This is a genomic window from Christensenellaceae bacterium (assembly GCA_031260975.1).
Classification (GTDB): Bacteria; Bacillota; Clostridia; order Christensenellales; family UBA1242; genus JAISKJ01.
The window spans coordinates 694,159-719,288 of record JAISKJ010000003.1 but is presented as its reverse complement, the minus strand read 5'-3'; the positions used below and the strand labels follow the sequence as shown (position 1 = coordinate 719,288).

Genomic DNA, 25,130 nt, shown 5'->3' with positions numbered 1-25,130 from the left:
AAAAATAGAGGAAAACAGAATGAAAAAAAGTGAAGTAAAGTTTAGGACGATATTCTTTTCAGTTTTTGCGGCAGTGTTTTTGGCTGCGGTGATAATAGGTGCGTTTATGGTAAATTCAAACACGGGAGATGACGAAACCTATGCCGCAGTTAAAGTTGCACTTGAAAAACAGGGGCAGCAGCGTGGTTATCAGTTTGAGGCACAAATCACAACTACCTATACTGATGGCAGCCGAGATATTGTTTTATATGACCAAACTGAGGATTGGGATACTGTCAGCGGATATCGTGAGGTGGATTTTTTAAAACGGCAGTTGCATGAGGATATAAGCGGACAGAGCTCAGAAGTTTTAAAGAATCAATATAACACAAGAGTGGTTAGGTATTTGGAGGACTTTTGGTATTTGGTGGAGTATGCCGATGAGAGCATACCAAACACCAAGATGAGGGTTGACAGAAACTTTGCAGGGCTTCATGTGCCGACACAGACTGATGATTTGGATCCGGTTAATGACCTAAGGTATAACCTGTTTTATGCCAAGGAATGTTTAGTTGAACTTGTAAAGCCCGAGGTTTTAAATCCGGCAAAAAAGGCTATTGAGGAGTTTAATAACCAAAACAGCGGCACAAAAAGAGAACTCACGCTAAATTATGTCGGTGGGGAATTTATACTGTCTCTAAAAGAAACAACAGGCACTAACTATGTTTTGTATACGGTTTTCGTGAGTATGAACTCAGTGGATAAGATTACTTATCAGTCATATAGCGAAGAGCCTGATGGCACTGTTATATTATCTGATTTTGGCATGACCATAAAAAAGAACATGAAACAGTTTAATCATGCAATTACGCTTCAGCAGCTTGAGGATTATGTGGAGATTAACACTTTAGTTACTCTGAAACCTCGGAAACACTAAGAAAAGACACTGAAACCGAACCGTAGTTACGTGTGTCGTAAACGCAAAAATAATTATTCTGAACGGGAGTGCCCTTGGGGTGCTCCCATATTATTATTCCGTCCTTGCTCAGCAGGTTATATTCTCTAATTTTTTGAATGGCCTTTAATGCAAAATCACTCCGATAAGGAGGGTCAAGAAAAACAATATCAAATTGCTCTGATTTTAGCTGAGTGAGGGTATCTAAAAAATCGGCGCAGATAATTTGGACGCCGGGGTCTTCTCTCAGATTTTGTTTTATATTTTTTATACAAACGGGGTTGTGATCGGATATAATTACTTTTTTGGCTCCACGGCTAATACACTCAATGCCGAGATTTCCTGTGCCGCCAAAAAGATCCAGACAGCGGCTGTTGGGTATTTTGTTTGCAATTATGTTGAATATACTTTCTTTTATTCTGTCAATTGTGGGCAAAACGCCCTCGCAGGTGGGATGGGAGAGCTTTCGTCCGCGATATTTTCCGCTTATTATTCTCATAGAGTTATTATAACACAAAGTGTTGATATATCACAACACTTTGTGTTTAAACTTAACTTTGCTCACAAATATTTCATACAAGCATGATTATTTGTTTCACTTCGTTGAATTATAACACAGTTTTTCATAACTATAGTAAAATCCGAATACCGGCACAGCTGTGTTGAAATTTGCGTTCGCTCGACTTTATTCACGTAAACATGACTTTGTCTCACTCTCTTGATTATAACACAACCTTGAAAAACTACAATAAAATCAAGATTCGTTTTAAGGGGCGCCCATGCACGCAAAAAGTTAAACTTTTTGCGTGGCGCCGCCGTAGGCGGGCGCTTGGGGGAAAGCTTTGCTTGCCCCCGCATGGGCGCCTATTTTCTAATTACCACCTTCATCCGGTTGATTTTGAAGCTTGTGAGAATTTCATACTCATGATTGCCGCAGATTTTGCTCCACACAGTTGCGTTGTTTATATTGTCAAAGATAACAACTTCATCATCTAATTTTACACCTAAATCTGTGATATTGCATATGAGCATATCCATGCAAACTCTGCCGACTATCGGGGCGGGCTGACCGACCATATAGACGCTGGCAGTATTGCTGAGCTTTAGGTTAATTCCGTCTGCGTATCCAAGCGGTACTACCGCTAGGGTCATGTTTCTTTGACAGCGTAAGGCTCCGCCATAACCTACAAAACTTCCTTTTTTTACCTTTAAAATAGAACGGATATTGCTGATAATGGTTATGACGGGTTTCAGACTTATATGCTCCGAATGGGCATAGCCATACATGGCAAGGCCGATGCGTACCATATTGTAATTATATTTTTGATAATTTATTGCAGCAAAACTGCTGCTTAGATGAAAGATTAACCCTTTAAAAGCTTTGCATAGTTTAATGTATTGTTTAAATATTTTGTTCTGTCTTTTTATATATTTTTCGTCCTCGCGCGCCAGATGCGAAAACACGCCCTTGAGTTTTATGTATTCATTGTTTTCAAGCATATTCAGCATACTTATAAATTCGGTTTTATCATTTACGCCAAGCCTGTTCATGCCGGTGTTGACCTTAATATGCACAGATGCACAGATATTAAGTTGCTTGCATATTTTTGTCATATGCTCAATTTGTTCACACGAAAACACAGTAAGAGTAAGATAATTAAGCATGGCTTTTTTAGCCATAATTTCATCAAAACTGCCCACTACCAAAATCGGTTTTGATATGTTTAACTGCCGCAGTTTTAGTCCTTCGCTGACACATGCCACGCCAAAATAGTCTACAATATGCTCTATATGCCTCGAAATGTGCTTAAGGCCATGACCATAGGCATTGGCCTTGACCATGGCACAGAAGAGAGCATCGGGTCTCAGACGCTGCTTTATTCTAAGTATATTATCTCGCAGTGCCCGGATATCTAGTATGAATTTGTTCATATAGTTAGGATATTACACACATAATAATCTTGTTAATGTTGTTTAGTGCATAACAAAAAACTTGACATAAACGCGGGTTAATGTTAACATAATAATGCAAAATTCGGGAGGGGGAAGTATGAGAACAGCAGCACAAACAAGAGAGTTAGCCCGGCAAAATGTCACCGGCAAATGGTGGCTTGCAATTGGCGTATGCATTATATATAATTTGATTGCATGGGCTGCATCGGCTCTTTCCGCCGTTCCAATGCTTGGTTTTATATCACTTGCTGTTACGCTATTTCTGGTTCCGCCAATATTTTTGGGATATACGCTTTTTATGATTAACCTTGTCAGGCGCAAAAATCCTCAGATTAACGATTTATTCGGCTATTTCAAAGATGGCTATTGGATGTCAATGGGCGTTTATTGGCTTAAGTATGTATTCATAGTCCTTTGGAGTCTACTGCTTATAATACCCGGAATTATTAAGACCTATTCATATGCTATGAGTGAATATTTGGTGATTAACAAAATCAGGACTGACCCGAATGAAGCGATAACTTTTAGCCGTGAGCTTATGAATGGCAATAAGTGGAGATTGTTTTGTTTGCATTTTAGTTTTATAGGCTGGATATTGCTGGGCATACTTACACTTGGAATTTTGTTCTTTTGGATTGAGCCGTATATTAGAGCTGCGGAAATAGTTTTCTTTGACGAAATTGCTGAAAGTGCAGGACTGATAGGCGAGAATGTTCAGCCCACAGCGGTTGAGAGGGGCGACATGGCTGGGCCCACCGAAGTTTATGACGGTGACGGGTTTACAGGTCAGCCCACAGCGGTTGAAAATCAACCTACAATTGTGGTTGATGACAACGACGAAAAAGAGAGTTGACAAAAAATACGATTGATAGCTGATTATATTAAATACAAATAGAAAAACCTGCATGAGCAGGTTTTTTCATATTTTATCTTTCCAGGCTGGCAGCGTTTTTAAATATTCCGGAATTTGTTTGCGGGCTTGTTCTTCGGTGATACCATATTCCTTCATTGCCCATGGAATTGTCCCTTCTAAGGTTTCTTCATAGCTTTTCATAGTTCCGTCTTTGCGGGAGCAGTATTTACAGTAATTCTTTTTTGTATCTCCCAAGGCATAATCATCGGGCCCGTTTAGCGGCATGCCGCACGCAATACATTTTTTCATAAGACACCTTCCTTATATTTTAAGTATAGCACGTGTAGCTTCATTTGTCACATAATTTGTGAGTTTAATAAAAAACAATGCGCAGGCATTGTTTCTTGGTCGGAGTGGCGAGACTTGAACTCGCGGCCCCTAGCCCCCCAGACTAGTGCGCTACCACTGCGCCACACCCCGATATTGCTTTTGCAAGTATAGCATTAAAAGGCACAATTGTCAATTATTACTTAGAATTTCTTGTGCAGAAAGAAGGTTAATATGCCAACAAAGATTTGGAATTTTAACGTAGCGCAAGGCCAAAAGTCTTTTTATGAAATGACAAATAAAAAAGAGCCCCAAAGAGCTCATTTTTGAAAAATTACATATGCTGGAAGAAAGCGGGAATATCCGAATTAAAAGCTGCTTCAGAGAGTTCGGGGGGGGGGTCTGACACATATTCAGAAAGATAGATATTTGGCATTTGTGAGGCAGTTGTTGCGGTAATGGCATAAATGTCAGGCAGTTGCTCAGATATAAAGGAGATAGGAGTAACCTTTTTTATGTTTGGGAAGAGATGCTGATAATATTCGGCTGTGATTTCAACTGCTTCGCTTAGGTCTTTGAGCATATCAACAGGTCTGTCAATTTCTATTTCTTTTCTCTTCAGCTGTTTTGCAATGGTTCGGATATCATCATCTGAGCTTTGGGCCACATTATAAGGAAGGATATTGCAGGTGTGCAGAATATAATTTATTCCTTGCTCAAGGTCCATGTCCGCGTGCTCATAAATGAATTCGGGTGACGGGCGCTCAGGGCGGGATACCTTTTCGTCACATGGTGCTGCACTGTGCATATGCGGAGTGGGGATATACGCAGTTCCTTCTTTGTGACAGCTGCCGGGGTCGTGGTCGAGGCGCTTTAAAAACATAAGACCTTTTTCTTTTCCTCCTGCCATGGCATAAAAGCAAATGCTCCAATCCTCAGGGTTGTTTATGTTTTGCGACACTGACATTCTGTATGTAAGCGGCAGATGAGAAGGAGTATCAGGTCTTATTAGATAATAAACTGTTCGAGCATAGCATTTTGTTGTGCTTCCTATGTTTTTGTCAGAAAAGGTAGAATCAAATCTTTCTTTTTTAAAAGAGATTATAAATTTTGGCACATTTTGCATGTATTCCAGGTCCTCTTGGGTTGCAGCAAAGTTTGTGCGCTGTATGCTTTTGGAGTTGATGGGGTGGGGCAGGTCTCTTATTTTGAGGCTGGTGGGAGTATAGAGATTGCGGCTGTTAATTATTATCGGCTCTCCGATTATCTGGGCGCCGTCTTTTCTGTGATCCACATTTTTAAAAGGGTCATCCCAGGTTTCTGTCTGTTTGGTCTCCTTTCTAAAATTACTTTTTTTTTGAGCCCTTGAATAATTTACCTCTCCTGAATTTCCCGCGTAGGAGTATTTGTTGTATAACTGCATATTACCTCCAATCTATGCTTCTATTTTATCACAGTTTGTCGATTTTTTCAAGAGGAGATTTTTGAAAATCAGTGCATTTTTGATACCTGTTTTTGCAAACAAAACAGTTGACTTTTGGCATTTGCCGTTGTATAATATTTAAGCATTCCCACTCTGGCAAAATTAAATATTTTATGGACCCTTAGCTCAGTTGGCAGAGCAACTGACTCTTAATCAGTGGGTCCGGGGTTCGAATCCCCGAGGGTCCACCAAAAGTCAATTAAAAAAGCTTTCGTTTGAAAGCCTTTTTATTTTTTTAAGTTATGTTAATTAGGACTTCTCACCCCTTCGGGTCGGTGCCGTCAATGTTATACGAGGGACAACAAAGTAATTTTCACTTATCATTGCAAGCCCGCAGGGTGCTGTAATCTTTAGGTATAAGTGTTAAGCAATCTCTTAGATGTTTTTATAAAAAAGAACACGCATTGCGTGTTCTTTTGTTGGGCTTAAAATAGGCTGGAATAATCTTTTCCTCTGATGCCACCATCTATGGGAGAGTTGCCATCCAGAGAGGGTGTTTCAGGCTTTATTACCCCATCTACAACCTGATCTGGAGTTATAGGGGTAACATCACCACCGGGTGTTATATGTGGGGGTATAGGAGGTTCTACAGGAGGAATTGGTGGCAGGGGTACCGTTGCATGATGCGAGAGTCCTCCAAAGATTTTGTCCCATATGTCTCCTACTATCGGAATGTTCTGCACAATGTCGGTGGTGCAAAGCACTTTTGCGCCGGTTGTGGCATAAATGATTTCAGGTACTATTTCACCTGCAACTGCCGCTGCTCCAAGTATACCCACAGCAAGTATAACTTTTTTGGAGGTGGGGTTTCTGTTAAGCCATGCCTTGGGTCTATATTTCAGTCCCATTTCTTTTGCAACAGGCTTGCAATCAACCATTTCTCTGCTGTGGAAGTCGTTCCAGAAATTAACCAAATTTTTCAGGTCGTTTACGCTTTTGGCATCATTTTTGTTAAAGTCAAACTTGTAAGCAGAAGTGCTTATTCCTACAGGCTCGTTTCTGCGGGGATTGTCATGATCAACCACAAGGTGACACATTTCTTTTTTGAGCATAAGATTTACAAGATTGTATCCATGTTCTTTTGACATTTGTTTATTCAATCTTTTGGTCTGTTCAATTGAAAGGTGCCAATCATTGCAGTTAAGGTCGCCGGTCATATATGCGTCATGCACTTTTTTTGCATATGCTTTATAGCGCTTTCGTGAGTTGTTTCTGCCGATAATCCTTCCGTCTTTGTTCTTCGGATACATTCTTTCGGCTTCCTTCATGAACTTTTCTCTCTTGGCAATATCAGTGAAAGCTTCGGGGAAGGTGAAGGGAGAGGGTTTACTTTTCTTTTCGTCTATTTTTTCATCAGTATCATCATCGGTCTTATCATCAATTTTATCTTCATCGAATTCCTCATCTTCGTCTTTTTCGTGCTCTTTGACTTCTTTCTCTTTACTACTATCCGGTCTATCACCAATGCCTTCAAAAAATGATTTGATGTCTTCTTCTGCGTCCGGGTTTTTTCGCGGTGTTGCGTTTGCTGAGCTTTCAAGCAGTTTTATGTATTGCAATTCAAGGTTTCTGAAAGCAATTCGTCGCTCTTCGCTGTTTGAGGCAACGGCACCACGCGGCAGGTTTCGTGTGAATGTTTCATACTCAGGGTCCATGCCTTCTTCAGGGCTTAAAGCTAATGCAAACGGAGCATTGCTAAGGTGGAGTAGTCTTTCTTTTCTTTCTTCGGGGGTCATCAGCAATATTTTTGCAAAGAAGTGATCGACAACACTGCGGTCTTCTAGGTTTACAGCTTTTATTGCTGCGTCAAGCGCGCCGGTGTCAGGCATGCCTTTTCTCAGTAAGTCAGCATCTCTTTTTGCAGCCTTGTCAGCTTCTTTTTTTCGTTCCATAACTCTTGCTTCGGCTCTGTATCTTGCCAAATCTTCAGCGTCTTTCTTGGCCTTTTCAGCTGCTCTATATCTTTCTAGTTCTCTTGCCTCTTTTTCAGCTCTTGATCTTGCCATAGGCTTTCCTCCTCTTTCATCGTCTCCTTCTGTATCGCCAGCTCCTTCAAGCGTTTCTTCTTCTATCTCTTCTTCTATCTCTTCTTCTATCTCTTCTTCTATCTCTTCCTCGTTATAGTCTGCGTAATTATCTATTGCATAAACTTTATTAAGCACAGTTGAATCGGCTTTTATAGGTCTATATCTATCATCTTTCTTTTTTGGATCTGCTTCATTGACCTTAAGAGGGAGTATTTCAACTTCTTCTACAACTATTATTTGGTTTCCGTTTTTGTCTGTGTCTATGCGTCGCTTGGGCGGAATATAATCGTTGATTTCGTCTATCATTATTCCTTCGGGTAAGGGTATTTTTGCATTTTGAAACGCAGGTGTTTGTGTTCCGTGTTTAAGTATTCTGATACCTCGGTTTGACTGTGCATCCTGATAAAAGTCGTTTTGAGTGTAACATTCACCATTCAGCGGCTCAAATAATCCGATATTAAATTTGATGTCGCTTTCTGCCCAGCCCATATTTTTGTCCTTTGCAGGGTCCGGCTCCAGATTTCCCCAGCTAAACAGTTCCAAATCCCACGAACCGTCTTCTCTGCGAGTAAGCTCCTGTCTTGCGTTTCCATATTCTCTGAATAGTTTGTTGTGGTCTCCTTTAATAGGAGAAAAATCACCGATTTTCAGGCTTTTGATTACCTTTTGGTCGAGTTCATCGGAATATTCAGGAAAGAACGGCAGACGGCCAATAGCCTTAAAGAAAATCTTTCCACTCTCAAGTGCGTCTCTTTCTAAAAACAGCGGAATGAGTTTTCCTAATGCAATTTCCATCGCTTCTTCTTGAGTTTTTATTTTTTTCTTAGTTGCCATTTAAGTACCTCCTGAGGGCTCTTTTTTACCCTGCATTTTTGTTCACTATATTTTAACACATCTTATGTCAAAAAGCAAGATGTTTTTTTTGAGAAGGGTATTGTAATATATAAAGATAGAGGGAAAACGGCGGGTTGTGTCGAATTATATGACTAAGCTCTTCATATTTATAAATCTATTGTTATTGCTTTGAAACAAAGGCCTGCGTTTTCAGTATATTTAATTAAAACATATATAATACCTAGTTGTTAAGAGTGAATTACGGCTTATTTTATCATACGTTTTTTGCTTATTGAACAAAAAACCGCAGAACCTGTCTGCGGTATGACTATGTTTTATTATAATCTTTTTTGTTTGACTTATATAAAGAATACAATCAGAGCAATAAGCGCAAGAATTGTCTCAAGGCTGAAGATTGACTTGCCGGTCTTTCTGAAGTTTAGCAGAATGAACGTGAATGCAACAGCAATACAGCCAAAGATGAGCACATAGAAGATTGTTCCGAGTGTTCTTATGGCGTCAGCGCTTTGAACAACCCGCATCAAGAAACCGTTTAGAAACATCAGTGCAAACGCTGCGATAGTCGACAGCAAAATGATGGGGTTGCCAAACTTTTGACCTGTTGACTGTTTCTGGGGCTGTGCCTGAGCTTCTACGACTTTATCTTCTTGATTTTCAAATTCGTTATTCATATTTTACCTCCCTAATAAATATTATTAAGATATTATACTAAATATTGTAACAAAATGCAAGAAGAATTTATGTTTACACTTATTTTGTGACAAGAAGGCCGGATATAATTGCAGAGCATTCTTTCGTGTCATTTAGTGTTTGTGAAGCAGGAATAAAGTCGCAAATACGTTCCGGATGGCAATGGTAGTTTATATGCTTAATTGTGCAAATGTACAAAGATGAATTTTATTTTAAAAACCCGCTGTAATTCAGTTGACTTAGTCAATGAGAAGTAGTAAACTGCTAATGCAACACTAGTTTTTGGTGAAATCCCTCAAGTTTTTGTTGCACAAAAATTTTTTGAAAAAGGAGGGAAAAGGACAATATGACTAAAGCATCTGTAGGAAAAATTTTAAAGTTTGTATTACTCGCTGTGCTTGTTGCTGCTGCAGTATTTTTCATTATTAATGTTATTCAATACGGCAAGGGAGCAGGAGACGCAGCAGGAGATATTGCAAAAGCGCAAATGAATTCTGCATTGTTTCAAAACCTGGCACTCGCAATTGCAGTTCTGGGCATAGCGGTTTATTTGCTGCTTGATATTTTGGGCATGAGCAAAATTGGCTCTTTCATACTTGTTGGTGCCGGTATTGTTGCAGTAGTTCTTCTTATCGTAGCTCTTAGCGTAGCAGGACCGTATCTTGACCAGCTTAAAGCTGCAATAGATGTTCCTCTTACAAGCGTAAGTTCTCCGGCTAAGGCCGCATATTACGGCACTATCTTCACCGGAATTTCTGAAGCTATTGTGTTTGGCGCAGCTCCGATTATATACGGACTGAACAAACTGCTTGTAAAGAACTAATTGGTTGAAGCAAAAAAAAAGAACCGCTCTTGGGCGGTTTTTTTTATTTAGATAAGTTTGTCAATTATGCTTGCGGCTTTTTCGCTTGCTTGATAAAGGATTTTGCCTTTTACGCACACGATTAAATTTCTTTCGTCTCCGAGATATATTTTGTGGTCTGCATCAAGAATTGCCCCCGGTTTGATATAGTCGTTAAGAAATTGCAGGGCATAATCTTCGGTTTTAAAGAACACTGCATGTAAAATGTCAAAGTCTACACCAAGATTACGGGAGTCAAAGCCTAAAGTAGAGGTTACATAATCTTTTATTTTTATTGCGATAAATACACCGTCTATTTTATGGTTATAGTTTTCTTTCATCTCCGGGTACACTTTGCTGTAGTCGAAAATTAGGTCATCGGGGCTTTGACTGCTTTGTTGCACTTTTATTTCAAATTCGTTGAAATTTTCGGCACTGACAACGGTATACCCATTATCTTTGAAAGTTTGTGTGATTTTTGCCTGACTTGCTACGCCGCAGGCACTGAACATAAATACTGCAACAAGCAAGCATGCGGCTACACTTAAAGTGCTGATTTTTTTCATAATATTTTCTCCTTTCTGAAAAATCAAAATTTCTTTTTTTGATTTGCTGTATTATAGCATGGCGGGGGGGGGGGGGCATGTCAATAGCTTTTTTAATTTTTTTTAGCGTTTAGTTTTTAAGCAATTTGAGGATTTTGGGCAGCATGCTACTTCTTGTCATTCAGAGCTGATGTAATCTTAACAAATACCACATAAAAGTTTTGTTGGTTTGACTGTCTTATGATATAATAAATGCATGGAATTTTTGGATTATTATGACGAAAACGGAAAACTTTTGGGCAAGGAAACCCGAGAGGTTATTCACACAAAAGGGCTGTGGCACAAGACTGTTCACTGCTGGCTTTATGACGGTTTGGGAAACGTTTATTTTCAGTTGCGAAAAGATATGAAAGACAACACAAACAAAATGTATACCACGGCTTCAGGGCATGTGGCTGCTGGAGAAACCCTCCGGCAGGCGTTTGCGAGGGAAGTGAAGGAAGAGATTGGCATTGATGTTGATATAAACGCTTGTCAGCTTGTTGAAATGACGGTGTGGAAAATGGATATGCAAAAGAAAGACGGCAATGTTGTCAAAGACAGGGCCTACGCCAATGTTTATGCAAGCAAAATTGGGAACAGCCTGCCCAAATTTTTATTTAGTGACGGTGAGGTTTTGGGCATCATGAAGGTTAGTGCAAAAGAAGCGCTGGAGCTTTTAAAGAAAGAGAGTGGAAGTATATCCGCCATAAAAATAGATGCTAAAAACAAAACCCAACAAGTGAAAATAACTATGGATAATTTTTTAATCAACCCCACTGAGATAGGAATTATTAAATATGGCAAAATATTGCAGTTTGTCATGAATGAGACGAAGTGAAAATAATAAAAACAGACAATTTTTTTTGTCTGTTTTATTTTAATCTATTTATTTTTTGTGCCGCACAATCAAATCAAGCTGGTTGTGAGTAATTTTGTTCATAAAAAAGACAGGCGTTAACCTGTCTTTTTTAAATTAAACAATTATTTTTTGTTTTCTTTGTCTTTGTCTTCGCCGCGAATTGCTGTTGCAATTGCGGTAGATACAAATGTAACACCGGCAAGTACTGCAGCGAGATAACCAATATTGCTGAATACGCTTACCAAGCTTGGTGTGCCTGCCGTTGGGTTAAACCCGCCACCCCAGCTAGTGATTGAAGCAAGTATACCTGCTACTAATACAAGTGTTAAACCCACTCCCAATACGATTGCTGATACTAACATCAATTTTTTCATTTTTTTGCCCTCCTTTCTACAGAATATACAATATATTAATATTTTATGTCAAATAAAAAAACCGTTTTGGTTTTTTCTGCTGTATTGCTGCAGACCTAAAGACATTAATTTTAGGTTGCAGTATGGTGACGCTACCGGGGTTCGAACCCGGGTTACCGGCGTGAGAGGCCAGCGTACTAACCACTATACTATAGCGCCTCGTCGTAACTCGTGCATTTTGCGACTTTTCTGACAAAAAGCTCACTCTTGTGCACTGTTGCTCCTCTTTCCCAAACTCTTTGTGTCAGTTATTTTACGCAAGAACAATTTTCGAGTTGGGTGAGAAATTTGTTTTTATTATGTAGCAATTAAGAATTGTAGACTTATAATAACAAAAAAAATTGTTTTTGGCAATAGTTTTTTGTTTTTTTATTGATTTGTGTTAAAATTAGCGCAATGGCACAAAAGAATATAAATAAAGAGACAGAAGGTGCAAGACCCAAGGGGACACTGCAAAGAATAATAAATTTCAGGCCTATGTTTGTAGGCGCGGTTTTGCTGTGTCTGGCTATTTTGTGCTCGGTGTTGGTTTTGTTTGACATTCGGTTCTTGATTTTGGCATGCATAATTTATGCGGCTGTCGTCGTTCTGTGTATTGTGGCAAAGCAGTTTCGCCGACTGATTGCGCTAAGTATCATTTATTTCTTGGGATTTGCAGTGACTTTAATAAGTATTTCTTTTTATAGCGACAGCAGTTTGGGTGACACAGAATATGTAATTACGGGCAGAGTGAATGAGATTAGTGAGAGTTATGGCGGCAGTGCTATTATGCTGGGTGATGTCCGGCTCATTGATGAACATAGCGGCACGAAAAAACTCAGCGGCAGCACCCGTTTTATGGCCTATGGCGGGCTTGACGTTAAGTTGGGTGACAAGGTAGTTTTCAGCGGCAAGGTCAGTTACGTTGAAATGAGTGCGTTTAGGTTGCTGAAGCGTAGCGCAGGATTTGATTATTCTAATGATATAAGATATACCGCCGGCGTAAGCGGAGCGAGTGTGACGGTAGTTGACGGTTCTATGCATCTTGATGAGATAATAAAGAACGCCACCAAAGAGCGGCTGCTTCAAACCATGGGTGCAACAACCGGCGGGATTGCCTATGCGATACTTTTTGGTGACCGCAGCGTTGTGGATGATAATATTTATCAATCGTTTAAAGAAAGCGGAACAGTGCATCTGTTGGCTGTTAGCGGCATGCACGTTGTTATTGTAATCGGTATTATATACTTCTTTTTATCGCTTTTCAAAATGAACAAATGGGTGAGATTTGGCATAATGGCAGCAGTTATTTTGGGATACTGTTATATGTGTGGGTTTATTCCGTCGGTTGTGCGGTCTGGGATAATGGCTCTGGTGCTTATGATAGCCCCTCTGCTTGGGCGCAAAAACGACGCTCTAAGTTCAATCGGTATTGCATGTATTCTGATTTTACTCTTTAAGCCGCTATATTTGTTTGATGTGGGTTTTCAGCTAAGTTTCATGGCGGTTTTGGGAATTATATTTTGTTCAATGCTCCTAAAGCATCTATCTATTAAAAACAAATTTCTGAAATCGGTTATGGATATAAGCATAATTACAATCTTTACTTCGTTTGTGACGTTGCCCATTATAACGGGGTACTTTGGAGTTTTTCCACTGTATACAATAATTGCTAATATTGCTATAATTCCGATATTTACGCTTGCGCATATATTCCTTTGCGTGTTTTGTCTTATTGCAGTACCTCTTGAATTTATGTCGTTTTTGTTGGTTGTGCCCCAAGCACTGTTTGAGGTGATTTTCTGGCTTAACTCGCTTTTGGTGTCTCTGCCGCTTGCTCTTATTAAGACTGTAGGATTTGGGTTGTTGGGCTCCATAATATTTTTTATGCTTGCATTTATGACGAGCCGTTTTGTTATGCTTAAAGCCAAAATTAAAGCACTTTGCTGTTGCGCTCTGACTGCTTTTTGTGTTATTATGGTGGTGATAAATAATATTCCCGCCTATGCAAAAACTCCTACACTCGAATTTCACAATCAAGCAACCGCAGGATTTGCTATGCTTGTGGCTTCAGGAGGTGAGTATTATATTGTTGACCCTGATGTGCGCTCGCTCAGGGAAGTTGGCTATAACCTCAAGGACGTAAAAGTAAGCCGTCTAAACGGTATAATATTTAGTTCAAATAATAATTTTGAACCCAACAGAATGACAGATTTTGTTCAGAAGTTTGGAAACCCAACTATATTTGTTGACAGTGATAATGCAGCATTAAATAATTTGGTACTCAGCGGATTTAAGGTGCAGGTTATAGATAATACTAATCAAAGGTTTGGCAATATTGAGTATAGAAACTTTAAGTTGAATTCAACGGTTCTGGCTTTGGAACTGAAAACAAGCGGAAGTACTATTGTTGTGGTGAACAAAAATCTTTCTTCGTCTCAGACAAATACTTTGATAAGTGTTTTGAGTTTTGATATTGATTATTTATATTTTTTGGGATTAGGTGCTAATGCGCCGCCTATTGGAGCTGAAAATATATTAAGTGATATTGATAAAAAGAAGGTATGTGTCATATGAAATTTGAAAATCTGAAACAAAATTTGACAGCCGGCCTAAAGCCTAGTTATTATATAACAGGCGAGGATAGCTTTTTGGTTTATAAGGCGCTGGAGCTCGTTGAAAAGGCCCTCAGTCTCAGTATGCCTGACTTTAATAAGGTTATTTTCAGCGGCGAAGGGTTTAACGCCAAGGACTTTGTGGCGGCGTGTGAGGTTTTGCCTATGGGCGACAATTTCAGGCTTGTGGTGGTCAAGGACTATCAAAGTAAGGACCTTAACGGCGACAAAAAGCTGCTATCGGGTTATTTGAGCAACCCGACCCCTACAACCTGTTTGGTATTTTTTGAAAGCACAGCAGCTTTTAAATCGACGGGCTACGGTCGGGACACTGCGGTTGGGCATAATAAGTTTTATGTGAGCCTGCTTGATAAAACCGAAGTGGTGGAGTGTAACCGTCTGCCAAACGCTATGCTTGAAAAGTGGATAATGGGTACTCTCAAACAGAATGATAAGACCATCAGCAAAGAGGCCTTGATTACCTTGATAGAGTTTTGCAATGGAGCTCTTGGAAAAATTGAAGGAGAGATAAACAAGCTTTCGGCATACGCCGGAGAGAGGCAGGAAATCGTTCAGAGTGATGTTTTAATACTGACGGCGCCAGACATAGAATATGAGATTTTTGCCATAACCGAGGCACTTAGCAAAAAAGACGGCGAAACGGTATATAAGGCGGTTGATAAACTTCTTGAAAACAAAGAGAGTGAGACCCGAATAATAAGTATCATCACAAATCACATGCGCAGGCTGTTTTACAGTGCTGTGTCGGGATATAACGACATGGAACTAAGCCGTATGCTGTCGGTCAAGGAATACGCCATAAAAAAGGCAAGAGAGCAGGGTAAGCTTTTTTCTAAGGTTGCTCTTATGAACATATATAACTTGTGCCTTGAAGTGGAATACTTAATCAAAAGCGGCGGCATGCAACCCACTAATGCATTGAAATACTTGATTGCAAATATTCTTATTAAATAATAGGTTTGGCACAAAAATTAAATAAAACTATACCAGATTGATGGGTTGTTGATTTCATTGTGAGGCGTCCGAGAGGAAACAAAGCAATGACATGCTTATATATACAAGGGATTGCTTCGTATTGAGAAGTTCTCCTTACAATAATGTAAAAATAGAGTGACGATTTAATGATATGTGTTTACAAAAATATCGTCTTTCCCCGCCCTTTGTTTTTGAGGGTGCCGTTTAGCATTAGCACCTGTTTTATGCGGCGGGCTACAAAGGGGCTGCTTTCATAAAATTTGGCGTTTTTAAATATTTGTCTGAGTTCAGTTTGAGCAAAGATATAGTGTGTGCACCCCAGAACTATTGCGTCGCAGAGACTGTATTTTTGGTATTTGTTAATATATCTGACAAGGTGAGAGGACTTGGTTTCAATGAGTGTAGCAAGATGTATGTCTTTTTTTATTGTTAGTTTGACAGCAGGATATCTTGTGTTATAAGGCTCAAAATTAGTATAGTTTTGCTTGAATTTTGTGCCAAAAGCTTTAAGATTGGGTTTTAGGTACTTGCCTGATACATAAGGATAGTGCCGGTATTTTTTTATTATTTTGCTGTGCTTTATGGTGGCTGCTGTGGCAATTACCAAAATATTTTTGTGCCCGAAGTCAAGCGCTTTTTTGATAGCAGGTTCAATACCTACAATGGGAATGTTAAACCGCTCGCGCAAGCTCATTATGCTTGTTGCTGTTGCAGTGTTACACGCGAGAACAATCATTTTGAGAGGGTAGTCACGCATTATCTTCCGGATTGCCTTTGTCACGAGTTTGGTTACTTTGCGTTTGGATTTATTGCCGTATGGAAGATTTTTGGTGTCGGCAAGATACAAAAAATTTTCGTGAGGCAGCATGCTTTGGGTGAGCCTCAAAAGGTGAGTGCCGCCTATTCCGCTGTCGATAAAAAGTATGTAATTGTTCATCTAGTAGTATATGTTGTTTATACCGTGAGATTGCTGCGTCGCTTATTGTAATAATGTTCTTTTTGTATTATTGTTGGGAGCTCAAAGTGCGACAAGATAATCGCACGATTATTTATGATACAACTATGAAAGTGCCGCACTTTGCGTACTTGTAAAGATAATTGCAGTTTTTCTTAAAATTTTTTTAGTAAAACACAACTTTTGCTTGCAAAAAAAAACGGAGTATGCTAGAATATGCAATACTATAGTCGAGTTTGCTCGAACAGAAAAAAGGAGACCATCAAGGTGGCAAATATTAAATCAGCAAAAAAACGTATATCGGTTATTGCAAGAAGAAAACAGGAAAACAGATATGTAAGGTCAACTCTGTCAACCTATATCAAAAAATTTAGGGCACTTGTTGTGTCGGGCAAGTTCGCCGAAGCCGAAAAATCACTGCCCGAAATTGTGGCATACATTTATAGTGCTGCCAGCAAAGGAGTAATCCCTAAGAAAACTGCAAGCCGAAAAGTATCTAGGCTTAATTTATTGCTCCACAAAGCAAAGCACGGTGAGTTGAAAGTTGTTGAAAAGAAGGCTGCAAAGAAGCCTGTGAAAAAGGCATCAGTTCCTGCAGCTTTAAAAGCGGCTCCCAAGGCCGAGGTTAAAACTGCGGCTAAACCCGTTGCTAAAGCTGAAGTGAAAGCAGAAGCTAAACCTGCGGCAAAGAAAGAGGACATTAAAAAGGCACCTGCTAAAGCTGAGAAGCCTGCTGTCAAAACAGTTGCAGCTCCTGCCAAAAAGGAAGCAGTGAAATCAGCACCTAAGACTGAAAAGCCTGCCGTCAAGAAAGAAGCCGCAAAGCCTGCTGATAAAGCTATTAAAGCTTCTGCTAAGGCTGAAAAACCTGCGGCAAAAAAAGAAGTTGCAAAAGCTGAAAAGCCGGCTGCAAAACCTGTTGCTAAAAAAGAGGCTGTTGCAAAAGAGCCCGCAAAAAATGCTGAAGTTAAAAAACAGGTTGCAAAAAAGTAAGTGTAAATTAAAGAAAAAAACACAACTTTCGAGTTGTGTTTTTTCTTGACAATGGCGGTCTAAAAGTATATAATGACTAAGCCTTTATTATGCGGCTATGGCGAAACGGCAGACGCGCTAGATTCAGGGTCTAGTCGGGGTTCCCCGGTGGAGGTTCAAATCCTCTTAGCCGCACCAATTTTTGAAATTATAAGTATATGATTTGAAAAATTAGAGATTTCCTTTATAATGTTTATGGGAGATTTTTTATGCTGATAAAAAGTTTTAATAATATAAAAACACTGAAAGAATCTGGCGGCAAGGAATTTTCTCTTGCCAAAATGTTTAATGCCGGTATCAATGTGCCTGACGGGTTTGTTGTTTTAAGCTCGGCGTTTGATGAATTTTTGAAAGAAAATGGTATTAAAACAAAAGTTGCGCAGCTTATTAAAAATTCAACAGACCAAGACAGTACGTCAAAAGAAATCAATAATAAATAAGTTATAGAAAATATCAATTTTGAGTGGTGAAGATAGTTGAAAATTGTTGACAGAATTTTTTTTGAGGTGCCGGCTGAGCAGCTTAGCATGAGATTGCTTGGAAAGTTTTTGTGCCGCAAGTTTAAAGACGGCTCAGTGTTACGACGGCGCATAACTGAGACGGAGGCTTACGGTGGTTTTGATACTCCTGACACGGCGTGTCATGCATACAAGGGCAAAACAGCACGCAACGCACCTTTGTTTGGTTCGGGCGGCACGCTTTATGTTTTTTTGTGTTACGGAATTTTTAACCTCTTAAATATTATAAGCGGCAGCGAAAATGACCCGCAGGGTGTGCTTATACGCGGAGTTGAAGGGTCTGCCGGCCCCGGCAGAGTAGGGCGGCTGTTTGAAATTTGCCGCTCACTTAGTGGCAAAGATATAATAGACAATGATGAAATCTGGCTTGAGGATGATGGGTTCTGCCCCGAAGCTTCACAAATCATATGCTCAAAAAGAATTGGAATAGAATACGCAAGCGATATAGACAAAAAACGTCTGGCACGGTTTTGTTTGGAGATTTAAAATGGCGGAAATATAAAAAAAGAACAGGCTTATGCCTGTTTTTTTGTTTCAATAAAATTTAATGTTTAATCGGAGTTACCAGCCACTTAATGCAATTGTCTTTTTTGTTTCCGAATATATCGTAGCCTTTTAGAATTTCATTAAGCGGAGCTTTGTGAGTTTGCAAAAATTTCATGTTAATTTTTCCTGCTTTTATCAGGTCTATGAGGCGTGGCAGGTGATTGGAGTTTACAAGGCCCATTTTGATGGTGATGTTTTTGCTCCACAGTTCGTTGAGCTTAAGTGTCTGAGGCTGTTCAAATACTCCTATTATCGAAACTGTTCCGCCGGGTCTTACCGCTTCAATGCAGGCATCATAAGGTATGCTTGCCCCAACAGCTTCAATTGTTACGTCAGCTCCACGCCCTTTTGTAAGTGCGCGAATTTTTTCTACAATATTTTCTTTTGAAGGGTTAATACAAATATCGGCAATTCCTTGCTTTTTGGCTACGTTTAGTCTGGATTCGTTTGTATCAATGGCAATAATCTGAGCCGGTCCCCAAAGTCTTGCCGTGGCCATTGCGCACATTCCTACAGGTCCGCAACCAAATACTGCAACCGTGTCGCCCGGTTGAATGTTTCCGTTTTCGGCGCCGAAATATCCTGTTGAAAGAATGTCACCGATAAAGAGCAAATCTTCTTCTTTAAGACCTTCGGGTATAAGATGTAGGCCTGTATATGCATAGGGGACTCTCACGTATTCGGCCTGACAGCCGTTGATTAAGTTCCCAAAAAGCCAGCTGCCTCCGCGTTCACACTGTGAAAACAAGCCTCTTAAACAATAAAAACATTCGCCGCATTGGGTTATGCAACTTGCAGCAACTTTGTCGCCGACCTTCAGAGTTTTTACAGCATCTCCCAAAGCTACAATTTCGCCGCAAAACTCATGCCCGAGTATTGTTCCGGGTTTGACAGTGGGCACTCCTCCGTGCTGAATATGAATATCCGTTCCGCAAATTGTGGAAAGTGTGGGTCTGACAATTGCGTCATGGGGGTCAATAATTTGTGGGGTCGGAACGTCATCAAGACTGATTTTACCTGGCCCGTGATAAACAAGGGCTTTCATTGTTTTTTGCATAATCATATTTTCACCTACCTTATTATTGCTAAAAATTATATCGTTTAGACAGATTAAAGTCAATTAAATAAAAGAGATTGTCTTATTTTGAAGTAGCGAAGTCGGTATATTGACATATTTGCGTGTCTTGCTGTCAAGCAACAATTTTAAGTGTGGGATTACATCAAGTTTGTAAACAGCTTTGATTTTGACAATTATTTCTAAAAAAATATTGATAATTGTTGTAATTTATGCTAAAATTATTTCTATATGATGGCGTTAGGGCCGCTCGGAGTAGCTTTTTTGAAAGGAAAACATAAATGAAACAAATAACAATCTGGGAAAACGAACCGTTTTTGAGGCAACGCTCAAAAGAAGTGGTATTTCCGGATAAGGATCTTAAAGGCGAAATAGAAATTTTGAAGGACTATTGCTATAACGGCGGTGTCGGTGTTTTTGCTATGGCGGCAGTTCAGCTGGGCATACCAAAGCGGCTGATATTTGTTATGCACGAAGAGGAGGGAACTATTGAAAAACCTCCGCGTGACAACAGAAATGATGTGTATATAAATCCTCAAATTGTTGAGCGTAAGGGTGAAGTAACTTATTGGGAGGCGTGCGCCAGCCTTTGGAATAAGGACGGCGATCTTTTTGCCGGAAAGGTGAGAAGGCCTTATCAGATAAAAATAAAATATCAGGATGAATTTGGCAAAGTTAAAACGCGCACCATGAAGGATTTTGCGGCTGTTATGTTCAGTCATGAATATGATCACCTTGACGGAGTGTTGCACACCGACAAAGCCGAAGAAATTGTCTTTATGAAACGAAGCGAGCTTAGGGGGTTGAGGGGGCAAAGGAGAGAAGCCTTAAGTCAATATATGATTTTTTCAAAAAAGGGTGAGTATAAGCCGCCGGAAATTATGCCTAAATCATATGAAGAGCTAAAGCGTGACTATGAAGACTTGCCAAGTGAAGAGAGGCTGAAGGTTTTAGGAGAGCGTAACGGAGAGGGTGAAAATGAATAGTGTAGCTATGGTATGCAGAGATGAAACAGTTTTGAGAAAAGTATCAGCGCCTTGTGTGTTTGATGAGCAACTTAAAAAAGATATTAAAACGCTTAAGGATTTTTGTAACAGTGAGGATGTATATTCAATATCGGGGGTGCAGCTGGGAATTCTTAAGCGGCTTATATATATCAAAACTACCAGCGCCGCTACAACAAATCAGCTTGATGAAAAAGATGAGGAAAGGCTGTATATAAATCCCGTAATTTTATCGAAACGAGGCAAAACTAAGTATTGGGAGCTATGTGTAAGTTGTGTTGACAAAGACGGTCTGGATTTTGCCAGCCTTAATACACGGCCCTATGAGATTGAGATTATGTATCAAAACGCTTCACAGGAAGTTGTAACTGAAACTTTGACGGGGCTTGCTGCTACCATATTCTGCCATGAATATGACCATCTTAATGGGATTTTGCAGATGGACAATGCCGAAAAGAATATTTCAATGAGGCCGGAAGATAGATGGGAGCTGAGAAAGAGGGAGCCTTATACAATTATTTCTAAAGACTGTGAATGGGAGGAAGTGCTTGAAAGGTGAGGAGAGAAGGATGTTTAGTGTAACAACAACATGCAATGGGGAAAGTCTGCTGAGAAGTGTTTCAAGCCCCTGTGTTTTTGATGAACAGCTCAAAGAGGATATTAAGACGCTCAAGGATTTTTGCGGAAGTTTTGAATTATATTCAATTTCGGCAATACAGCTTGGGATACCTAAAAGGATGATATATATAAAGACCACAAGCTCTACTACCACAAACCAGCTTAATGAAAAAGATGAGGAAAGGCTGTATATAAATCCCATAATTTTATCAAAACGAGGCAAGACTAAATATTGGGAGATATGTGTAAGTTGTGTTGACGAAAACGGTATACGTTATGGCAGCCTTGTAACAAGACCTTATGAGATTGAAATTGAATATCAAAATATGGCAGGTGGGGAGGTACATGAAACGCTCACCGGCCTTGCCGCCACCATTTTTTGTCACGAATATGACCACTTAAACGGCATTTTGCAAATGGACAGAGCCGAAAAGAATATTATGATTGCGTTGGATGACCGATGGAAGCTGCGTAAAGAAGAGCCTTATCAGATAATTTCAAAGGATTGTGAGTGGGAGGAGCCCAACATAAAAGAGTGGCACCCATAAACGGAAAAGAGGATGAAAGATTTCTCTTTTTTATTTTGTTTTTTTGGTATATTTTTTGTGTTTTTAGGCTATAAAAATATAGGGAAGAAAACGACAAAAAAGATTAAAAAAATAATGCATAAATTCATTTGACTTTATATTTTTTTGTGTATATACTGTGCATGAAAATAAAGTTAAGTCGCTATGCTGTGTTGGGTTGTGAGTATGGTGGCTGTGCGGGCGATGCAGTTTATTCTCTAGGTGTGTGTCGACAACTTTTTGTTTAAGCTTATGAAAAAAGTTGCACCGAAACTAAATAAGGGGAGGGGAAAAATCATGGCTTGTGCTACTAAAAAACCTGCAGCAAAACCGGCTGCGAAGCCCGCTGCTAAAAAGAAATAATTAAAGGAGGCCATTGGCCTCCTTTTTTATTTCTTTAATATTATTCGATTGTGACTTTCAGAAAGTCCTAAATATAACTGTCAATTTAATTTAACGGCGTGTTTTTTCATATTTACTTTGCCGTCCGCAAAGGTTATGCCTTCGGCAGTTAGCAGGTCTTTTTGAGCGTTAATCCCGCCAAATGCAAATGCCGGGCTGAGTGAGCCGTCTTTAAACACAACCCTGTGGCAGGGTATCTCTTGCTGCTTGGGGTTTTGATGCAGGGCAAACCCTACAAAGCGGCTGCTGCGGGGACGGCCGATAATAGAAGCCACTGTGCCATAGCTCATAACGCAGCCTTTGGGGATAGACTTTACCACTTCATATATTTGATTGAACATGCCAAGATTATTCATGTGTAAATAATAGCATATATTTGGTTTATTGACAAATGGGCAAAGTCTGTTGTATAATATTTGTGCAAGGAAGATTTTTTAGGGGGGATATATTATGATTTCAGAAAACGGGGGACCATGGAAGACTGACGGAAAGGACGCAGGCAGAGATAAGCTTTGGGCACTTGACGAGAAACAAAACGAAGCGCAGAGAGACGACCTTGGTTTTTTTGTGGAGCTGGGCAAAGAGTATGGGTTTAGCTTTATGACCTTGGAAGCGTTTTGTTCACCGAGGCTGAGCAAGGTTATGTCGGCAATAGACGGATACATACAGCCATACAGCAAACTGAAAAAGGAGCTGTCAAATGGTAAAACAGAAAGTTTTGATGATAGAAAAGAATTTGTGGCGTGGCTTGATTGGGCCAACAAAAGAGATAAAGAACTTAAGAATAAAAGCATGGATGATACCGCAGAAATTCTACAGGAATATTTTGGGAATTTCACCGGCCGCATGCAATATGAGGGTGAGACCTTAGAGGTTGAAAATAAAACTTTTGGGGCTATGCCGTTTGGCAGGTTTAAAAGTCTTAGTGATTATCAATCATATGTAAGAATTATTGACATGGACAAAGCAGCTAAAATAGAGGCAAGAAACAAAAGAGATGCCGAAATAATGGCGGCAATAGGTTTGAAACCGGGGGAAATAGACATATTCAACTTGCCAAAGCAATAAAAAAGACGGATAGCCCGTCTTTTTGGGTAGGTAAGGCTCTACCGCAGGCAGGTTTTTATATTATAACGAACAAGAAATATTAGAATAGAACAAATACTCCTTAAAACTCACAAAAAGTTATTGACTTTGGAGAGTTTTTCACGTATAATAGGAACACTATTTACTTGTTTTTTGGTATATCCATATATACAAATCAAGTATTTATATGGTCCACTAGCTCAGTTGGCGCGACGCGTTAAGCAAACATACCCTTTTGGTATGTTTGTAGCTAAAGCGGGGAGCGAGTGTCTCGAGCGACCGGGAAGAGCACGCAGTGGCTCTACCGTAACAAATACTTATCAAAATTTGTAATCCATTGTTATCAATAAATATAAACATGGTCCACTAGCTCAGTCGGTAGAGCACTTGACTTTTAATCAAGGGGTCCCGGGTTCGAATCCCGGGTGGGCCACCAAACTTGGCTTGTGCCAGGCGATAAATATGAACAGCGGCATATATGCGGATGTGGCGGAACAGGCAGACGCGCCAGACTTAGGATCTGGTTCGAAAGAGTGGGGGTTCAAGTCCTCTCATCCGCACCAGAACTATGGTGTATAAGTCTTAATCTGCTTGGATATTGGCTAAGGAGGGAAAATGTTAATAACAACAACACCGATGGTAGAAGGCAGAAAGATTCAAGAGTATAAAGGACCTGTTTTCTCACAAGCAACACGTGGAATGGGTCTGATAAGGGGAATTGGGGCAGGTTGGAAAACTATGACAGGAGGTCGTTCATCGGGGCAAGAGCAATCCATTGTAGAAGTAAGAAAAATAGCACTTGAAGAGATTACACAGGAGGCAAAAGCACTTGGAGCAAATGCAATAGTTGGACTAAACATTGATGTTGAAATATTGTCAAATGAGGGAACCTGCATAATCTTTTGTAAAACCTTTGGGACAGCTGTTGTTATCGTATAAATTTTTTGATTTTCAAAAATAATCAAAAACGCGAATTATCGTCAGTTAGACCCAATCGTGTTAAATTTGAACACCCTAAAACGCTTTAAGTAGCGTTTTTTGTATCGTTAAATCGGCGTTGGAATGTCTTGTCGTTTGGGCCGCCCTTTTGGCAAATAAGTAAGTTAAATCATTTTTACAATTTATTTAAATATGTTATAATAGCAATGTTTGTTGCTCATACTAACCAATAAACAAAAGGAGAAAATTAATGAAAAAATTAACACAAATTTTGAGCGTGTCAGTTTTGGCCGTTTGCTTATGCTTTGGCTTGGCAGCTTGCGGCAAAACAGTAGCTGTAACAAGTGTAACAATCAGCGGAGAAAGTGCAATTTATGTTGATACTGCAACGACATACACAGCCACAGTTAATCCAAGCAATGCAACCGATAAGACAGTTACTTGGGCGGTGATAGGCGGGACTGCAATAGCAACAATAACAAGTGCAGGTGTGCTTACGGCGACAACAACGGGCACAGTTATAATCACAGCAACGGCTGGAGGTATAACTTCTGAGGAAAAAACAATCACCGTTACAGAATATCAAGAACCAACATTTGAGGAACTGCTTATTGGTGACGCATCAACGGGATGGACAGGAACAGTCGCAGGATTTGCAGATGTAACAATGGAGTTTATAAGTGCAACCGAAGGAAGTATCATATTTGATTATCTTGACTCTGGTCCACAAGGAACAGCTGAATTCGTTTGGTACTATGATAACGAGATTTTAACAGTTGATTTTTCTGAAACAGAGATAGAAAACATTGCCTTCAGCGGTTTTGGAGGTGATATACTCGAATTCACAGAAAATACTTTTGTGCTTGACATGTCACATTCTGGTTGGGGCGAAATAACATTCACAAAAATAAATTCTGCTATTTAAAGTAAAATAAAAACAATATAAACAAAACAAAAAGAGCGGCTTTGGTGAACCG

General features: G+C 39.7%; 26 protein-coding genes and 6 tRNA genes. 19 read left to right on the top strand and 13 right to left on the bottom strand.

The features are described from left to right. Positions 1-19 precede the first annotated feature (19 nt). Positions 20-916: a hypothetical protein gene (locus LBN07_04115; protein MDR0850632.1), complete on the top strand. Its 897-nt coding sequence runs from the start codon at positions 20-22 to the stop codon at positions 914-916. Here the strand turns inward: LBN07_04115 and rsmD are convergent. Both rsmD and alr read right to left on the bottom strand, forming a co-directional pair. Next, on the bottom strand, positions 891-1,433 hold the full coding sequence (gene rsmD, locus LBN07_04110) for a 16S rRNA (guanine(966)-N(2))-methyltransferase RsmD (GenBank protein MDR0850631.1): 543 nt from the start codon (positions 1,431-1,433) through the stop codon (positions 891-893). The genes LBN07_04115 and rsmD overlap by 26 nt on opposite strands. Before the next feature lie 365 nt (positions 1,434-1,798). Then, positions 1,799-2,866: an alanine racemase gene (alr, locus tag LBN07_04105; GenBank protein ID MDR0850630.1), complete on the bottom strand. Its 1,068-nt coding sequence runs from the start codon at positions 2,864-2,866 to the stop codon at positions 1,799-1,801. A 118-nt stretch (positions 2,867-2,984) separates the two neighbouring features. Between alr and LBN07_04100 the strand changes: the two genes are divergently transcribed. Then, a complete protein-coding gene (locus tag LBN07_04100; protein MDR0850629.1) occupies positions 2,985-3,740 on the top strand; it encodes a DUF975 family protein in 756 nt (251 codons plus the stop codon). 66 nt (positions 3,741-3,806) lie between these two features. Here LBN07_04100 and LBN07_04095 read toward each other — a convergent pair whose 3' ends face one another. The 3 genes from LBN07_04095 to LBN07_04085 form a co-directional block, all read right to left on the bottom strand. Then, positions 3,807-4,049 carry a zinc ribbon domain-containing protein gene (locus LBN07_04095; GenBank protein ID MDR0850628.1) on the bottom strand — a complete coding sequence of 81 codons (243 nt, stop codon included), beginning with the start codon at positions 4,047-4,049 and terminating at the stop codon, positions 3,807-3,809. Between the two features lie 96 nt (positions 4,050-4,145). Beyond that, a tRNA-Pro gene (locus LBN07_04090) sits at positions 4,146-4,220 on the bottom strand. 181 nt (positions 4,221-4,401) lie between these two features. Further along, complete coding sequence (locus LBN07_04085; protein MDR0850627.1) at positions 4,402-5,490, bottom strand: hypothetical protein; 1,089 nt, start codon at positions 5,488-5,490, stop codon at positions 4,402-4,404. A gap of 175 nt (positions 5,491-5,665) precedes the next feature. On the opposite strand from LBN07_04085, the gene LBN07_04080 reads away from it, so the two are divergent. Then, positions 5,666-5,741 (top strand) — tRNA-Lys (locus LBN07_04080). A gap of 234 nt (positions 5,742-5,975) precedes the next feature. On the opposite strand, the gene LBN07_04075 is transcribed toward LBN07_04080, so the two are convergent. Both LBN07_04075 and LBN07_04070 read right to left on the bottom strand, forming a co-directional pair. Further along, a complete protein-coding gene (locus tag LBN07_04075; GenBank protein ID MDR0850626.1) occupies positions 5,976-8,411 on the bottom strand; it encodes a hypothetical protein in 2,436 nt (811 codons plus the stop codon). 359 nt (positions 8,412-8,770) lie between these two features. Next, positions 8,771-9,103 carry a hypothetical protein gene (locus tag LBN07_04070; GenBank protein MDR0850625.1) on the bottom strand — a complete coding sequence of 111 codons (333 nt, stop codon included), beginning with the start codon at positions 9,101-9,103 and terminating at the stop codon, positions 8,771-8,773. A gap of 365 nt (positions 9,104-9,468) precedes the next feature. Between LBN07_04070 and LBN07_04065 the strand changes: the two genes are divergently transcribed. Next, complete coding sequence (locus LBN07_04065; GenBank protein ID MDR0850624.1) at positions 9,469-9,945, top strand: hypothetical protein; 477 nt, start codon at positions 9,469-9,471, stop codon at positions 9,943-9,945. A gap of 47 nt (positions 9,946-9,992) precedes the next feature. On the opposite strand, the gene LBN07_04060 is transcribed toward LBN07_04065, so the two are convergent. Then, positions 9,993-10,529 (bottom strand): hypothetical protein, encoded by a 537-nt coding sequence (locus tag LBN07_04060; protein MDR0850623.1) that lies wholly within the window; start codon positions 10,527-10,529, stop codon positions 9,993-9,995. Positions 10,530-10,764: 235 nt separating this feature from the next. Here LBN07_04060 and LBN07_04055 point away from each other — a divergent pair, with 235 nt between their 5' ends. Then, positions 10,765-11,388, top strand: a complete 624-nt coding sequence (locus LBN07_04055) for an NUDIX domain-containing protein (protein MDR0850622.1) — start codon at positions 10,765-10,767, stop codon at positions 11,386-11,388. A gap of 143 nt (positions 11,389-11,531) precedes the next feature. On the opposite strand, the gene LBN07_04050 is transcribed toward LBN07_04055, so the two are convergent. Both LBN07_04050 and LBN07_04045 read right to left on the bottom strand, forming a co-directional pair. Next, a complete protein-coding gene (locus tag LBN07_04050; protein MDR0850621.1) occupies positions 11,532-11,783 on the bottom strand; it encodes a hypothetical protein in 252 nt (83 codons plus the stop codon). Between the two features lie 123 nt (positions 11,784-11,906). Then, a tRNA-Glu gene (locus LBN07_04045) sits at positions 11,907-11,981 on the bottom strand. 237 nt (positions 11,982-12,218) lie between these two features. Here LBN07_04045 and LBN07_04040 point away from each other — a divergent pair. Together LBN07_04040 and holA are read left to right on the top strand one after the other, a co-directional pair. Beyond that, a complete protein-coding gene (locus tag LBN07_04040) occupies positions 12,219-14,378 on the top strand; it encodes a ComEC/Rec2 family competence protein (protein ID MDR0850620.1) in 2,160 nt (719 codons plus the stop codon). After that, the gene (gene holA, locus LBN07_04035) at positions 14,375-15,391 is read left to right on the top strand and encodes a DNA polymerase III subunit delta (protein ID MDR0850619.1); all 1,017 of its coding nucleotides are present in this window, start codon (positions 14,375-14,377) and stop codon (positions 15,389-15,391) included. The genes LBN07_04040 and holA overlap by 4 nt, the downstream gene beginning before the upstream one ends. A 178-nt stretch (positions 15,392-15,569) precedes the next feature. On the opposite strand, the gene LBN07_04030 is transcribed toward holA, so the two are convergent. Next, a complete protein-coding gene (locus tag LBN07_04030) occupies positions 15,570-16,349 on the bottom strand; it encodes an aspartate/glutamate racemase family protein (protein MDR0850618.1) in 780 nt (259 codons plus the stop codon). Positions 16,350-16,634: 285 nt separating this feature from the next. Here LBN07_04030 and rpsT point away from each other — a divergent pair, with 285 nt between their 5' ends. The 4 genes from rpsT to LBN07_04010 all read left to right on the top strand — a co-directional run bounded on the left by rpsT (position 16,635) and on the right by LBN07_04010 (position 18,403). Further along, positions 16,635-17,360 (top strand): 30S ribosomal protein S20, encoded by a 726-nt coding sequence (gene rpsT, locus LBN07_04025; protein ID MDR0850617.1) that lies wholly within the window; start codon positions 16,635-16,637, stop codon positions 17,358-17,360. A gap of 91 nt (positions 17,361-17,451) precedes the next feature. Next, positions 17,452-17,537: transfer RNA gene (locus LBN07_04020), tRNA-Leu, on the top strand. A gap of 71 nt (positions 17,538-17,608) precedes the next feature. Beyond that, positions 17,609-17,839, top strand: coding sequence for a PEP/pyruvate-binding domain-containing protein (locus tag LBN07_04015; GenBank protein ID MDR0850616.1), 231 nt, complete (start codon positions 17,609-17,611; stop codon positions 17,837-17,839). Positions 17,840-17,875: 36 nt separating this feature from the next. Beyond that, positions 17,876-18,403 (top strand): DNA-3-methyladenine glycosylase, encoded by a 528-nt coding sequence (locus LBN07_04010; GenBank protein MDR0850615.1) that lies wholly within the window; start codon positions 17,876-17,878, stop codon positions 18,401-18,403. 58 nt (positions 18,404-18,461) lie between these two features. Here the strand turns inward: LBN07_04010 and LBN07_04005 are convergent, their stop codons facing one another. Then, on the bottom strand, positions 18,462-19,520 hold the full coding sequence (locus tag LBN07_04005) for an alcohol dehydrogenase (GenBank protein ID MDR0850614.1): 1,059 nt from the start codon (positions 19,518-19,520) through the stop codon (positions 18,462-18,464). A gap of 299 nt (positions 19,521-19,819) precedes the next feature. Between LBN07_04005 and LBN07_04000 the strand changes: the two genes are divergently transcribed. Genes LBN07_04000 through LBN07_03990 form a run of 3 tightly spaced genes read left to right on the top strand, consistent with a single transcriptional unit; the run spans position 19,820 to position 21,708 of the window. Next, positions 19,820-20,524: a peptide deformylase gene (locus LBN07_04000; protein ID MDR0850613.1), complete on the top strand. Its 705-nt coding sequence runs from the start codon at positions 19,820-19,822 to the stop codon at positions 20,522-20,524. Next, positions 20,517-21,101: a peptide deformylase gene (locus tag LBN07_03995; protein MDR0850612.1), complete on the top strand. Its 585-nt coding sequence runs from the start codon at positions 20,517-20,519 to the stop codon at positions 21,099-21,101. Before LBN07_04000 ends, LBN07_03995 begins: the two co-directional genes overlap by 8 nt. Beyond that, complete coding sequence (locus tag LBN07_03990; protein MDR0850611.1) at positions 21,091-21,708, top strand: peptide deformylase; 618 nt, start codon at positions 21,091-21,093, stop codon at positions 21,706-21,708. The genes LBN07_03995 and LBN07_03990 overlap by 11 nt, the downstream gene beginning before the upstream one ends. A gap of 461 nt (positions 21,709-22,169) precedes the next feature. On the opposite strand, the gene LBN07_03985 is transcribed toward LBN07_03990, so the two are convergent. After that, positions 22,170-22,484, bottom strand: coding sequence for an MGMT family protein (locus LBN07_03985; protein MDR0850610.1), 315 nt, complete (start codon positions 22,482-22,484; stop codon positions 22,170-22,172). A 94-nt stretch (positions 22,485-22,578) separates the two neighbouring features. Here LBN07_03985 and LBN07_03980 point away from each other — a divergent pair, with 94 nt between their 5' ends. The 5 genes from LBN07_03980 to LBN07_03960 all read left to right on the top strand — a co-directional run bounded on the left by LBN07_03980 (position 22,579) and on the right by LBN07_03960 (position 25,078). Further along, on the top strand, positions 22,579-23,196 hold the full coding sequence (locus LBN07_03980; protein ID MDR0850609.1) for a hypothetical protein: 618 nt from the start codon (positions 22,579-22,581) through the stop codon (positions 23,194-23,196). 378 nt (positions 23,197-23,574) lie between these two features. Then, positions 23,575-23,650, top strand: a tRNA-Lys gene (locus LBN07_03975). A 44-nt stretch (positions 23,651-23,694) separates the two neighbouring features. Continuing rightward, positions 23,695-23,777, top strand: a tRNA-Leu gene (locus LBN07_03970). Positions 23,778-23,829: 52 nt separating this feature from the next. Continuing rightward, positions 23,830-24,153, top strand: a complete 324-nt coding sequence (locus LBN07_03965; GenBank protein ID MDR0850608.1) for a YbjQ family protein — start codon at positions 23,830-23,832, stop codon at positions 24,151-24,153. 250 nt (positions 24,154-24,403) lie between these two features. After that, the gene (locus LBN07_03960) at positions 24,404-25,078 is read left to right on the top strand and encodes an Ig-like domain-containing protein (GenBank protein ID MDR0850607.1); all 675 of its coding nucleotides are present in this window, start codon (positions 24,404-24,406) and stop codon (positions 25,076-25,078) included. Positions 25,079-25,130 lie beyond the last annotated feature (52 nt).

Excerpts from the sequence above, each read along its gene's own strand:
- LBN07_03980 (MDR0850609.1), top strand. The coding sequence starts at position 22,579 with ATGATTTCAGAAAACGGGGGACCATGGAAGACTGACGGAAAGGACGCA.
- LBN07_04055 (MDR0850622.1), top strand. The coding sequence starts at position 10,765 with ATGGAATTTTTGGATTATTATGACGAAAACGGAAAACTTTTGGGCAAG.
- LBN07_04015 (MDR0850616.1), top strand. The coding sequence starts at position 17,609 with ATGCTGATAAAAAGTTTTAATAATATAAAAACACTGAAAGAATCTGGC.
- LBN07_04040 (MDR0850620.1), top strand. The coding sequence starts at position 12,219 with ATGGCACAAAAGAATATAAATAAAGAGACAGAAGGTGCAAGACCCAAG.
- LBN07_04005 (MDR0850614.1), bottom strand. The coding sequence starts at position 19,520 with ATGCAAAAAACAATGAAAGCCCTTGTTTATCACGGGCCAGGTAAAATC.
- alr (MDR0850630.1), bottom strand. The coding sequence starts at position 2,866 with ATGAACAAATTCATACTAGATATCCGGGCACTGCGAGATAATATACTT.
- LBN07_03965 (MDR0850608.1), top strand. The coding sequence starts at position 23,830 with ATGTTAATAACAACAACACCGATGGTAGAAGGCAGAAAGATTCAAGAG.
- LBN07_04065 (MDR0850624.1), top strand. The coding sequence starts at position 9,469 with ATGACTAAAGCATCTGTAGGAAAAATTTTAAAGTTTGTATTACTCGCT.
- LBN07_04095 (MDR0850628.1), bottom strand. The coding sequence starts at position 4,049 with ATGAAAAAATGTATTGCGTGCGGCATGCCGCTAAACGGGCCCGATGAT.
- LBN07_04060 (MDR0850623.1), bottom strand. The coding sequence starts at position 10,529 with ATGAAAAAAATCAGCACTTTAAGTGTAGCCGCATGCTTGCTTGTTGCA.
- LBN07_03985 (MDR0850610.1), bottom strand. The coding sequence starts at position 22,484 with ATGAATAATCTTGGCATGTTCAATCAAATATATGAAGTGGTAAAGTCT.
- LBN07_04050 (MDR0850621.1), bottom strand. The coding sequence starts at position 11,783 with ATGAAAAAATTGATGTTAGTATCAGCAATCGTATTGGGAGTGGGTTTA.
- LBN07_04030 (MDR0850618.1), bottom strand. The coding sequence starts at position 16,349 with ATGAACAATTACATACTTTTTATCGACAGCGGAATAGGCGGCACTCAC.
- holA (MDR0850619.1), top strand. The coding sequence starts at position 14,375 with ATGAAATTTGAAAATCTGAAACAAAATTTGACAGCCGGCCTAAAGCCT.
- LBN07_03995 (MDR0850612.1), top strand. The coding sequence starts at position 20,517 with ATGAATAGTGTAGCTATGGTATGCAGAGATGAAACAGTTTTGAGAAAA.
- LBN07_04000 (MDR0850613.1), top strand. The coding sequence starts at position 19,820 with ATGAAACAAATAACAATCTGGGAAAACGAACCGTTTTTGAGGCAACGC.
- LBN07_04075 (MDR0850626.1), bottom strand. The coding sequence starts at position 8,411 with ATGGCAACTAAGAAAAAAATAAAAACTCAAGAAGAAGCGATGGAAATT.
- LBN07_03960 (MDR0850607.1), top strand. The coding sequence starts at position 24,404 with ATGAAAAAATTAACACAAATTTTGAGCGTGTCAGTTTTGGCCGTTTGC.
- LBN07_04085 (MDR0850627.1), bottom strand. The coding sequence starts at position 5,490 with ATGCAGTTATACAACAAATACTCCTACGCGGGAAATTCAGGAGAGGTA.
- LBN07_04070 (MDR0850625.1), bottom strand. The coding sequence starts at position 9,103 with ATGAATAACGAATTTGAAAATCAAGAAGATAAAGTCGTAGAAGCTCAG.
- LBN07_04100 (MDR0850629.1), top strand. The coding sequence starts at position 2,985 with ATGAGAACAGCAGCACAAACAAGAGAGTTAGCCCGGCAAAATGTCACC.
- LBN07_04115 (MDR0850632.1), top strand. The coding sequence starts at position 20 with ATGAAAAAAAGTGAAGTAAAGTTTAGGACGATATTCTTTTCAGTTTTT.
- rsmD (MDR0850631.1), bottom strand. The coding sequence starts at position 1,433 with ATGAGAATAATAAGCGGAAAATATCGCGGACGAAAGCTCTCCCATCCC.